Source organism: Pedobacter metabolipauper, from assembly GCF_004362715.1.
Classification (GTDB): Bacteria; Bacteroidota; Bacteroidia; order Sphingobacteriales; family Sphingobacteriaceae; genus Pedobacter; species Pedobacter metabolipauper.
Window position 1 is genome coordinate 991,091 of record NZ_SNYC01000005.1, and the last position, 12,391, is coordinate 1,003,481.

Annotated in this window: 11 protein-coding genes; 5 read left to right on the plus strand and 6 right to left on the minus strand. The window is 42.6% G+C overall.

The annotated features are described in order from the left end of the window. Positions 1-141 precede the first annotated feature (141 nt). The gene (locus ATK78_RS16605) at positions 142-375 is read left to right on the plus strand and encodes a hypothetical protein (RefSeq protein WP_133577228.1); all 234 of its coding nucleotides are present in this window, start codon (positions 142-144) and stop codon (positions 373-375) included. Positions 376-551: 176 nt separating this feature from the next. On the opposite strand, the gene ATK78_RS16610 is transcribed toward ATK78_RS16605, so the two are convergent. From ATK78_RS16610 to ATK78_RS16630, 5 genes are all read right to left on the minus strand, one after another. Continuing rightward, entirely contained in the window at positions 552-1,961 is a 1,410-nt protein-coding gene (locus ATK78_RS16610) for an alkaline phosphatase (RefSeq protein ID WP_133577229.1), read from the minus strand. 169 nt (positions 1,962-2,130) lie between these two features. Further along, the gene (locus ATK78_RS16615; protein WP_133577230.1) at positions 2,131-3,681 is read right to left on the minus strand and encodes a RagB/SusD family nutrient uptake outer membrane protein; all 1,551 of its coding nucleotides are present in this window, start codon (positions 3,679-3,681) and stop codon (positions 2,131-2,133) included. Between the two features lie 10 nt (positions 3,682-3,691). Next, entirely contained in the window at positions 3,692-6,823 is a 3,132-nt protein-coding gene (locus ATK78_RS16620) for a SusC/RagA family TonB-linked outer membrane protein (protein ID WP_243732557.1), read from the minus strand. Between the two features lie 87 nt (positions 6,824-6,910). Next, positions 6,911-7,915 carry a FecR family protein gene (locus ATK78_RS16625; protein WP_133577231.1) on the minus strand — a complete coding sequence of 335 codons (1,005 nt, stop codon included), beginning with the start codon at positions 7,913-7,915 and terminating at the stop codon, positions 6,911-6,913. Between the two features lie 136 nt (positions 7,916-8,051). After that, positions 8,052-8,660: an RNA polymerase sigma factor gene (locus tag ATK78_RS16630; RefSeq protein ID WP_133577232.1), complete on the minus strand. Its 609-nt coding sequence runs from the start codon at positions 8,658-8,660 to the stop codon at positions 8,052-8,054. 183 nt (positions 8,661-8,843) lie between these two features. Between ATK78_RS16630 and ATK78_RS16635 the strand changes: the two genes are divergently transcribed. Together ATK78_RS16635 and ATK78_RS16640 are read left to right on the plus strand one after the other, a co-directional pair. Then, positions 8,844-9,788, plus strand: coding sequence for an AraC family transcriptional regulator (locus tag ATK78_RS16635; protein ID WP_133577233.1), 945 nt, complete (start codon positions 8,844-8,846; stop codon positions 9,786-9,788). 78 nt (positions 9,789-9,866) lie between these two features. After that, complete coding sequence (locus tag ATK78_RS16640; RefSeq protein WP_133577234.1) at positions 9,867-10,709, plus strand: oxidoreductase; 843 nt, start codon at positions 9,867-9,869, stop codon at positions 10,707-10,709. Positions 10,710-10,775: 66 nt separating this feature from the next. Here the strand turns inward: ATK78_RS16640 and ATK78_RS16645 are convergent, their stop codons facing one another. Further along, positions 10,776-11,291, minus strand: coding sequence for a DinB family protein (locus ATK78_RS16645; protein ID WP_133577235.1), 516 nt, complete (start codon positions 11,289-11,291; stop codon positions 10,776-10,778). 107 nt (positions 11,292-11,398) lie between these two features. Between ATK78_RS16645 and ATK78_RS16650 the strand changes: the two genes are divergently transcribed. After that, positions 11,399-11,773: a nuclear transport factor 2-like protein gene (locus ATK78_RS16650; protein ID WP_133577236.1), complete on the plus strand. Its 375-nt coding sequence runs from the start codon at positions 11,399-11,401 to the stop codon at positions 11,771-11,773. Positions 11,774-11,796: 23 nt separating this feature from the next. Then, positions 11,797-12,369: a Crp/Fnr family transcriptional regulator gene (locus ATK78_RS16655; protein WP_133577237.1), complete on the plus strand. Its 573-nt coding sequence runs from the start codon at positions 11,797-11,799 to the stop codon at positions 12,367-12,369. Positions 12,370-12,391: the final 22 nt, after the last annotated feature.

A 12,391-nucleotide genomic window follows, 5' to 3' on the forward strand; every position in this document is an offset into this window, starting at 1 on the left:
GAACACATTTCAGGCAAAGCGAATCATTAAGCAGTCTGGTTATCAAACTACAATTTAGATTTTGGGCCTGCGTGTGCAATAAAAATCAAACATCCGTGTTAAAGAGGTTGTAAAGTAAACTTGAAATAAACACCGGAATATATGGGATTGAAAATGCGCATAACGTATAATGATAAAGATTATGTCTATGAAATTATAGATGGCGCTTCGATCAATAAAGAAACAACCGACTTAAAGATCATATTAAACGGTCATCAGCTCAGCTTGCATAAAGATGCCAGTAAAAAATGGGTGGTGACAGACAGTGAAATAACTATAGATCCTGATTTTGCCCAGGCCATCGGGAGGTCAGTATCACTCCGGTACCGGATGTGATGCTCGTTCGGCTGGATAATGGAGAGAAAAACAAGTCTACGAAAATGGATCACTCGGGGTAATAGAAATATACCCTAAGTAAATACTACAGTTAATAACAGGCAATAAAGACTAGCTGGAATCATTTAGATAATGTCCGGCTAGTCTTTATTTAACCTGGCTAATTATATTAATAATTAAGCTCCCAATCCTGCAGCACGCAGCATCAGTTGATGAAGATCTGTATTTTTAACCATAGGCTTTAGCATCTCACTTCCCGGGCCATACATTGCCAGCTCCACGTAATCACCCGAATGGCCCATAGAACCCCAGGAAACAGAAGTATGCTTCACCTGCATTTCTGCCAGCAGCTTAAACGGAAGTTTTTTAGGATTATATAAACCCGTTCCATCCATCGTTTGGTAATGTGTCAATAAGGATGCGGCTTCTTCTTGTTTAAAAACCAAACCCTGGGCTGCTTCAATACGCTCAATAACCTGTTTCGGTGTATGGTTGCTGGTAATCCCGTTTAAGATCCAGTCGTTGGTATGTTTAAAAGATTTAATCTTATCAAAGTTAGCATTTACATCACCACCGGCAGAGAATAACCCAGGATTTGCATTTCCATGATCTGTAGTCAGGATGATCAGTGTGTCTTTATTTTTCTCCGCAAAAGCGATGGCAACACCTACAGCCTCATCAAAAGCAACCTGGTCATAGATCAGTCCGCCGGTATCATTGGCATGTGCACCCCAGTCTACTCTTCCGCCTTCGACCTGCAGCACAAAACCTTTCTTATTCTTTTCCATCAGCTTAATGGCCGTGTCCGTCATCTCCGCCAAAGTAGGCACAGCTGCAGCCTTCGCGCTGTCATTATTTCTATCCAGTGTATAAGGCAATCCATCTTCATGAAAAACACCCAATACTGGTTTAGAGTCCGCAGCACTTTTGCTCAGCATTTCCTGACGGTTCCTTAAAACAGAAAAACCACCTGCTTTAAAACTTTCAAAAAGATCCTTCTTATCCTGTCTTTTATCGGCACTAAAGAACTCCGTTCCACCACCCATCATCACATCAAAACGAAGGTCAAGATATTGTAGCGCAATACCTTCCTGATCATCTCTGCCACCACTATTTACGCAAAACCCTGCAGGCGTAGCATGGGTAATCGGTACAGTAGTTACACAGCCTACAGATTTACCAGCAGCTTTGAACTTTTGAAGAATCGGTTTATGCAGCGTTCCGTCAGCACCAACATTGATAGATCCATTGTTTACGCGTACACCCCCGCCCCACGCAGAACTTGCAGCAGCAGAGTCTGTAACCAATGCATTTGCAGACGCAGTGTCCATCAGCGATCTTACCGCCTTTTGCTGCTCATAAAGCGATAACCAGTGTGATGACCTTCCATCTCTGCGCTGTATAAATAAGTTGGCCATCGTCAGTGTGCCGATGCTCATACCATCACTCACAAGAAATATGATATTTTTAGCTGTTTTCCCACTAATGACTGGAATTTCATGATCTGCAGCGAAACCAGTTAGTGGTGCCAATGCAGTTCCTGCAGCTAGTATGGATGTATTTTTGAAAAAGTCTCTTCTTTTCATTTTGATATTTTAGTAATCATAAAGCCGCCCTTAAAGAGCAGCCTTACTTTGTAGTTCATTAAATCATGCAGTTAACGCAGACAAAGTTAAGTACATCAGATAAGCTTAATATTTACATTACATTAGCTTATCAATACCTTATTGTCACAATTCTGAAGGTTAACCAAGCTTATGGGGTATAACCCGGATTTTGCTTAAGGTTCCCGTTGAGGTTAATCTCACTCTTCGGGATTGGGAAAAGTTCCTGCCTGCCCGGTACAAACTTTCTACCCAATTCATTGACGGCATTGATCTTACGATCGGCAATGCCCAGTGTGATCAGGTCAAACCAGCGTTGTCCTTCCATACCCAGTTCAACACGGCGCTCATGGATCACCTCTTCATTGAATGCTACGGGAGTAAGGCCAGATTTAAAATTCGGCATATTCACACGGTTACGCACTTGATTGGCAGCCTCATAAGCAACAGTTGTTGCACCATTTACCTGGTTCTCTGCTTCAGCAAGCATCAACAATAAATCTGCATATCTGAACGCGATCAGGTCAAGTCCCCTATCGCCAGAACTTAATGCACCAAATGTATATTTCCTCAATGCAAAGTCAGTTTCCAAAGAAGCATTTCCAGCTTTACCGGTATATACACCAAAAAAGTAACTGCTGCCAGGCAAATATACGGTAGCAGCCAAACGAGGATCGCGGTTTACATAAGGCCTTAGGGGCGTAACGATTGATGCCGCATCAGTAATAGGTAAACCATCGGTACCGTAAAAATCAGTCACAAAATTACCATGAATAGAGATCCTTGCCGTTTGGTTGGCCTGGTTAGGTGCATAGTTATTATGAATGGACTGACCTTGTCCAATTGCAGCATCATATTTTATCTGGAAAAGAATCTCCGCATTGTCTTCACGGTCCTCAGCAAACACGGCTTCATAGTTGGACTGCCCATTGGTTCCATCACCGATCTTAAGCAGCTTAGCACCACCAGCTATCGCAAAGGTATTCGCCGTTTTAATTGCTCCAAGCGCATCAGACCAGCTGCCTTTACCCATACGGGCTTCATAAAGCAACACCTTTGCCCGCATACCTAAAGCAGCCTGTTTGGTTAATCTTCCGGTTTGCGACAAATAAGGTTTTACATCGAGTGCATTCCCTGCCTCATTTAATTCTGTTTGTATGAACCCGATCATTTCTTCCCGTGGTGCTTGTTTTAGCGACAAAGCTTCCGTACGTGAAATGGATTTGGTAACCAATGGGATATTTCCGTAAAGATAAACCAGGCGCATATAGGCCATTGCCCTAAGAACCCTTGCTTCAGACCTGATGATGTTCCGCTCTGCACTGGTCATATCACCGGGTACCTCAATATTATCGAGCAGCGTATTGGCGCGCTGTATCACCTGATAGTTGTACAGATAATACTCAGCCAGCTTTTCAGAGTTATCTGTAACGCCTACCCCTTTAGAAAAATTGATAAGCTCTGCAGCCCTGGTATTTAAAATCGCATTATCAGAAATGCCATCCAGTTCTATTGGATTGCCAAATACAGCACCCTCACGCAGCGAACGGTAAACTCCAAACAAGCCCGGATTAAGGCTCGATGCATTATTGTAAAACACTTCAGGTGCCAATGTATCTTCCGGCAGCTTCTCCAGGAAGTTTTTCTTGCATGCACTCAGTGAAAGCGATAGTAGTAAAAGAATAAAGTATTGAAATTTCATCTGTATTAAATTAAAAGGTTACATTAAGACCGGCAGTAATAATTTTTGCCTGTGGAAGTGAAGTGGTTACATAAGCTTCTGTATCCAGACGCTCCGGATCGAAGTCTTTAAATTTGGTGGTCGTCCACAGGTTTTGTCCGTTTAGATAGATCCGGATACTCTGTGCAGGAAGTCTTGTAATATTTTTCTTACTGAAGGTATATCCAAGCTGTATATTTTTTAAACGCAGGTAATCTCTTTTCTGTACCCAGAATGAAGAAGGTAAACTTTCTACAGTCTTCCCATTATAACCGCTTCTGTCAGACCAGATCCTTGGCATCGTTGTACTCGGATTTTCAGGAGTCCAGCGGTCTTCCCATATTTTACGGACACCAGCTCTTGGAAACGGACCGTTTAACCTTGATATAAATGCATCAGCCTTACCGATGCCCTGAAACAGTGCCGCAAAATCAAAACCTTTATAATTTGCGCTCAGGTTAAATCCAAACAACCACTGCGGCTGACGGTTTCCCATCACCACGCGGTCCTTTTCAGTAATCACACCATCATTATCCGTATCCTGAATCCTGAAATCACCAGGAACCGGCTTACCAAACAGCGCATGATCAGGTGCATTGCTAATCTCTTCAGTACTCTGGAATATACCCTGGGTAATGTATCCATACATGGCATTGATAGATTCGCCGCGCATCAGGTAAATGTTGTTTATAGAACTGATCTCTACACGGTCTTCTGCTCCCCCAAGTGTCGGATTAATGGCAAGCACTTTATTTTTGATATAAGTTACGTTGGCACCAAGACCAATGTTCACATCACCAATCCGGTCCCTGTAGTTAATGGCGCCTTCCCATCCTTTATTTTCAACAGAAGCCGCATTTACAATAGTTGGGCTCACAATCCCCGTTACCAATGGATTTCTTAATTCGGTGAGGATATCATCCGTTCTTTTAACAAAATAATCAGCCTCCAGTGTAAACTTAGCGTTGAATAAGCCAAGCTCCAGGCCGATGTCCGTAGTCGTAGTAGTTTCCCATTTCAAATCAGGGTTTCCCAATGTTGCCAGTGCAGCACCAGATACCTGTCCGGTTCCAAGCACATAATTATTTTCCAGGGATACCTGCGATGCAAAAGGATAAAGCGCGGTATTCTGGTTACCCAACTTACCCCATGATCCCCGTACTTTCATATAGTTAATAATGTCTTTATTCCAAAAGCCCTCATTAGAGACCAGCCATCCTGCAGAGAATGAAGGGAACATGGCCCAACGGTTATTCTTTCCAAAGCGGGATGAACCATCCCGGCGCAGGTTAGCTTCCAATAAGTACTTACCATCATAATCGTAGTTGATCCGCCCAAAGAACGAACGCAGTGCCCACTCTCCTTTTGTTCCGGAAACCAATATTGTTTTCGTTCCCTTTCCAAAAATGATCTGACTTGGCGTGGCAAATCCTTCCTGCGCCAGGCGGTTGTTTTGTTGTGCCGAAGTTTCCTGGTTAAACCCTGCCAATCCCTTGATGCTATGCTTACCAAAGCTTTTTTCATAGTTGGCCTGCAATAAGGTAGTTACATTGAACTTGCTGGATTGTATATCGGTCATATTACTGGTTGGGTTTGTAAGGCTCAGCTGAGTGCTTGTAATCCAGTCGTACTGCTTAAACTCCCTGTTTATATCCTCCACATGTCTGATCTGGCTGTTAAAAGCTACCGTTCCTTTGATCTTCAGATCCTTTAAAGGTTCGTAAGTCAGGAAAGCACTGCCAAGCAGGTCATTGTTAAGTGCCTCAGTAGCCTGATTATCCAGGATAGCACGTCCGCTAGCCCGATCATTCCGGAGACCAAGTTTCGCTTCAGGACCAGCATATCTGCCTTCTGTATCATATACCGGGGTTAAGGGATGCTGTGTTAACCCGCCTTCAAAAACAAGGCTGCCTTTACCGGTAAGCTCGCCAACATTTTGCTGGCTTGCCAGAGAACTGTTGCCACGGGCATAGGAGAATGAAATTCCAGCATCAAATTTCTTTGACAGGTTCATATCCAGGTTTAAACGGCTATTGAAACGGCGGTATTTCTGATCGCCGTCAAGCAATCCTGCCTGATCCAGGTAAGCCGATGAGAACAGGTAAGACACACGCTCCGTGCCACCATTTACGGATAGGGAGTGTTGTGTAATTGGAGCAGCATCCCTGAATACTTCATCAATCCAATCTGTAGAAGGCAACTGTGCATACCGTTCAATATCTGCATCGGTATAGGATACAGTACTTCCTGTATTTTGCATCGCTTCACGGTAAAGCTTAAGGTACATGGCATTATCGGTTACCATCTCTGGCAATACCGTTGGCGTAGCAACCCCTGAATATACATTATAGTTAATAGATGTTTTATCGCCCATCTTGCCCCTTTTTGTAGTAACAAGGATTACCCCGTTCGCAGCCCTGGATCCATAGATTGCGGCAGATGACGCATCCTTAAGGATACTTACCGAAGAAACATCTGAGGGATTGATGTTATCTAAAGGACCCTCAATTCCGTCAATTAGGATTAACGGGTTGGCATCATTCAATGTACCCGTACCGCGAATCCTGATGCTTGCCTGATCGTTTCCGGATTCACCCGTATTTGCATTGATATACAATCCCGGAGAGGCTCCGGCAAGGGCTTGCGACAATTGCGTTACAGGCCTGCCGGCAATCTGCCCTTCTTTAATAACCCCTACAGATCCGGTAAGGTTCTCTTTCTTTTGAGTACCATATCCAACAACAACAACCTCGTTCATCTGGTTGGACTTACCCTCTTCCATTTTAATTACAATCGTGATTTTTTGTCCCGCCTTAACAGCATATTCACACCTTTTTTGTGTCTCCATACCGATAAAGGAAACAGAGATACAGTAATTGGTATCTTTTGGCACATTTGCAAAAACAACCATCCCGTTGGTATCTGATGCCGATGTTTTTGAAAAAGATTTAGAGGTATTTGAAATATTGACCGATGCACCGGGCATGGTCTCCCCTTTAAGATCCTGAATGATGACACTGATGTTTCCAGTATCCTGAGCATACGTCTCCGTACTGAGCAGCAGTAAAATGACGGCTATTTTGAAGCACCTGTGCAGCACTTTCTGCATTCTTTTTTTAAGCATTTTCTTTTAGTTTATGAGCAATAGTTTCCCATTACAGCCAATATTCAGCTGTTTGGCACCTGCAGATACCAAATGATCAGGGATTATTTATTTTGAAATGATGAATGTTTGATGATCCTTTTTAAGTACCAGGTTATTAGCTATGGCTATGGTTTTTAAGATCCGTTCCGGATCGTCAGTTTCAGAATAGCTGCCATAAAATGCCATGGAGCTAACCTCTTCCCTGTTAAATTCAATGTTGACTTGATAGTAAGCCTGAATTTTCTCAAAAACTTCGTCAAGAGAGGTATTATCGAAAACGAGAAGCTCCCGCTGTACAGCTTTCAACAGATTAGGTGAAGGGATACGTTTTTCCTGGTTTCTTACTTTTGCCAGACCGGTGTTGACCTGATAGTTTAAAGATTGTCCGGGAGTTAAATAAGCCAGCGTATATATTTTATGAAATGATTGTTTTTTGATCACTACTTTTCCGGTAATCAGCCTAACATCAATCTCCCTGTTATTCTCCTGCTGTTCTATCCAGAATGAAGTTCCCAATGCAGTGGTTGTAATATCACCTGAGAATACCACAAATGGCTTATGCCTGTTTTTAGCAACATTAAAAAAGGCCTTTCCGGTAAGCTCAACCTTTCTACTGTCCGAAGCAAAAGGAACCTGCCACAACAGCGTACTCCCGCTTTTCAATTTAACAACAGAACCATCAGCCAGCCTTACTTCCTGAATCTTTCCACTGTTGTTTAGCAGTCTTTTAAAATTTACGGTAACCCTGCCGGCAATCGCAGCAGCGTTTCCAGTATCCGGTTGGTAGCGGCTAATAAAATAGTAACCACCGCAGGTCAATATAAGCAGAATCGCTGCCGCAATATATCTTAAAGGTTGCATCAGGCGAACAATCCGTGCTGGCGCCCCCTTTCCATTGGCCCGGTCTATTTGATGCTTCATCAATTGGCCAATACGATCTTCAACCTGCTGGTCTGCCGGAAAGTTTAATTGACGCACCCATTTCCGAAGCAGCAATTCCTCTTCAGGCGTCGCTTTTCCGTCATGGTGCTTATTCAGCAGCTCTTCTAATGATGGTTTTTCTGGTTGCATATACGGTGTAGTTGCAGTAAATGAAAAAAGTACTATACCAGCCGTGTTAAGGTTATATTAATAAATCAGAATATTGATGTTAAGAACCATACTAAGAAAATAACAGGGCCATAGCGTATTGATCTTAAGCGGGGAACTAAGAAAACAACCAGATTAAAAAGAGAGAACTGGCAGCACCAGGAACCTGCTTCTCCGTAGATTTGCGCAATTTTATCATCGCATTAGACAGTTGATTTTTGACCGTCTGTGTAGAAATGCCCATGATTCCGGCAATCTCAGCAATGCTCAGGGATTGCCTGTGTTTTAAGTCGAACACCTGCTTCATTTTTTCAGGCATCTGTTCAATGGTATCAGTAACCAGACCAATCAACTCGGTATAAGCCTCTTCATGTTCGGTTTCCATATTACTGGCCAGGGTATCCCCGTCCAGCTGGCTAATAAAGTAGGTATAATTTTGAAGGTGTTTTTCTTCAAGTCCCTTTTTACGGAAGTGCATAAAGATCTTATGGAACAGCGCAGATACCAGGTAGTTATCAACAGACTTTTCAATTTTCAGGGCCTCCCTGCGATTCCAGAAATCGATAAAAAACTCCTGAACAATATCCAGCGCATCTTCTTCATTCCCCGTTTTGCTGAGTGCAATCCGGTACAGTTGGCGCCAATACCTGTCATAAAGCACAGTAAAGGCCTTATAATTTGATTCAGAAATCAGATTAACAAGAGATTTATCTGAATACAATTCCATCAATCATCATCTTATTGGTGTCCACAGCTGCAAAAGTAACTGCCGTTTATTAACACACCGTTAAGCAATTAAAAAAATTAGACGCTTGTAAAATCATTTCATTTAGAATTTATGCTGGTGTCATGGCACTAGTATCGTCAGCCCATATCCTACGTAATTGGTGAAAATCCTGTAACTTAGTATATGGAAAAATTGGATATTCCCCGTTTAGCGTTAGCATCATTTGCCGAGGTTAACTACAAAACCCCTTTCTTAAAAGTGCAGCATTACCCGGTCAATGCCAGCTATTTTAGCATAGAAAACAGGGAGAATTATCCGGTGGTTGATTACATATCTCCCAACCGCAGGCAATTTTTTAAGATCTTTCACATGACCGCCGGTACAGGAATACTCACTGTTGGCCTGCACCAATATATATTGGGCCCGGGGGATATAGCATTTCTCCATCCTGATGAGATTATGTCCTGGCAAACCACTTCTGAAGATACAGGCGGACACTTTTGCCTGATCCACCCCAGATATTTTGAAGATGATGCCGACCATGTACTGCATTCCTTAAGAACCTACCCTTATTTTAAGGCATCAAAAGCTGTGATCCGGTTAACAGACAGTCAGTCTGCTTCTATTAATCAATATTTTGAGTCAATCATGAAGGAAGAAAAGGGCAGCAATGACGATAAGAAACAAGCCATTTTACTGCACCTTCAAATGATCCTTCTGGAAGCTAAAAGGGCTGGCAAAAATTTGGCTGATATTCAGGTTCCTGAAAGCTATGGTTACATCTATGGATTCCTGTCATTGCTGGAATCTGCTTTCCAAGTCAAAGGACCCAATGTCACTGTAAAGATTAAAACGGCCGCAGAATTTGCAGATCAACTGAACATACACCCCAATTACCTGAACGCACTGGTCAAAGAACAAACAGGAAGAACTTTAAGAGAACATATCCAGGAACGAATGCTGTATGAAGCCAAGGCATTGCTAATCCAAACCGATTGGGATATCAGCAATATAAGTAACGGATTGGGTTTTTCCGGGCATGCGGCCTTTACCTCCTTTTTCAAGAAAAAGGAACACATATCTCCGTCAATATTCAGAAAAAATGCCGCTTCACAGCTAAATAGTTGAAACTCGCAAGTATCCCTATAGTTTGAATAAATGCCGGTCGGGCCAATGTTAGTTTCTTTGTACCATAAATTTAAAAACATGGAAAATCAAAGAAAAACATGGTTCATAACAGGCTGCTCACAAGGCATAGGCCTGATATTGGCAAAACAATTACTTGCAGAAGGATATAACGTTGCGGCAACTGCTCGTAACCTGGATGCACTTAAAAAGGCGATAGGGGTATCTTCACCTCAATTCTTGCCCTTGCAGGTTGATTTGGTCAACGAAGAAAGTGTTCGCAGCGCAGTAGCATCCGCCGTCGCACATTTTAAATCTATCGATTTCCTGGTAAACAATGCCGGGTACGGTTTAATCGGTGGAATTGAAGAATCATCCAATGAAGAAGTACAGGCAAGTTTTGACATCAACGTATTCGGTTTGCTGAATGTAACCAGGTCTGTCTTGCCACACATGAGGGCAGCTAAATCCGGGCACATTTTCAACATGTCTACAGTCTTTGGCCTGATTGCCGGTGCAGGCTGGGGAATTTATTGCGGAACCAAATTCGCCGTAGAAGGAATGTCTGAGGCCCTGGCCCAGGAAGTTAAACCATTTGGCATTAACGTAACAATCATAGAACCCGGTTATGTACGCACAAATTTCTTAAGCAGCGGATCAATTGCCAATCCTAAAAATCCGATAGCAGAATATGGGGCAATTGCAGAAGAGATCCGTAAACATAAAGAAGATGTACCGGGAAACCAGCCTGGTGATCCTCAAAAAATCGCGGAAGTAATCATCAGTCTTAGTAAAGTAAGCGAACCTCCACTTCGCATATTGCTTGGCTCAGATGCATTGCAATTTGCCAATTATAAAATACAAATGCTGCAAAACGGTATTGAAACCAATAAACAGATTACGCTTTCAACCGACTTTAAATAAAATCAAAATCCATGTATAAGGCACCCGTCATAATTCGGGCGCCTTATTTTTATACTTCCTGACGCTCTACGGCCTGTAATTTTTAACAACAGCTGCTGTTACCATCAGCTGACCAACATGGCGCATCGTATGCTCCGCAGCATGAAACAGTAATCCAATTACTGTTGAAGGCAGACCGGCACGACCAATTCCACGGTAATCTGCCAGGATTGATCCATCGGTATCCTTAAGCTGCTGCATCGCAAGATCTACCTGGTTATTGAACCGGTCAACCAAGGCTTCTACAGAGTATCCTTCTTCAGCATCTTTCCCTTCTTCATACAGCTGTGAAAACTGAAATTCAGAAAGACCTTCTGCCCGCGCATAGGTAAATACGCGATCCAGTACCCCACTCAAATGCTGAAGATGAAAGCCGGTAGAAGCCATTCCTGCCGGGCGCTCCCAAAGTAATTCTTTGGGAAATTCATACATATATTCATTAATCTCTTCTCTGGCCTGCAGCAGCGCATGGGCTACAGGCTGCAACATCGGAATAATTTCAGGTAACGGGCCTCTTTGCCAAACTTCAAGCTGCTGTGACATGTGTATATTTTTTAAGTATCCAGCATAAAGTTACTGCTTTTATTAAACTACTTTAATTTTATTCCGGTTCGGGTATCCGTCCTTTGTAGTACAAAAAATCAATAAAGATGATGACATCAGTAGAAGAAATGATCGAACAATACGTTGCTGCCTGGAACGGAAAGGAACTGGAAGAATTTAAAACGGATTTTGCAAAGTGCTGGGCACACGATGCCACCTATACAGACCCCAATTATAATGGGATAACAGGAGTAAATGGCCTCGCAGAACTGGCCTATGGATCCCTGGAAATTATCCCAGTCAGGGCTTTCTATATCCTGACCTCCCCGGATTACCACCACAACGTTGGCCGTTATACCTGGAAAGTAGTGTTGCCGGAAGAAACAAAGGAAGGATTTGATTACTTTGAATTTAATGATAATAATCAAATTACCCGTTTGGTAAGTTTCTTTGGGCCATTAAATCCTTATAAAGAAAAGTAGCCGGTAAAATTTATCTTTACCAAATGCACCAATTGATCCTTGATAATTTCGCCATGCACATTGTGCTCGATCCCGAAGAGATCGCCTATGTGAAGTCTAAGCTGCAAAGTAAGACGGTAAAGAAGAAAAGCCTATTATCAGAGGCGGGCGATATATGCAGGAACATCTATTTTGTGAATAAAGGTTGTCTGCGTGTTTTTAACACAGACAAAGATGGTGAAGAACATAATATTCTTTTCTGTCCGGAAAACTGGTGGGCAGCAGATCTGGCCAGCTTTTCCGGACAAACGCCTGCATTTTATTCAATCGATACATTGGAAGATACCGAAGTGCTTTATTTTAGTTATTCCGCATTGGAACAGCTCTATATTAAAATCCCAAAATTTGAGCGCTTCTTCCGGATATTAACCCAGAATGGATTCAGTTTATATCAACGGCGCATGACCGCTAACCTTTCAAGATCTGCGGAAGAACGCTATGAGCGATTTCAAAAGCAATATCCCAAATTGGAACAGCGCATTGCACAGAAACACATTGCGTCATTTCTAGGGATAACCCCCGTTTTTTTAAGCATGATCCGCAAAAAGAATTTGTAGAATTACTTTACCTCGTGTTTTG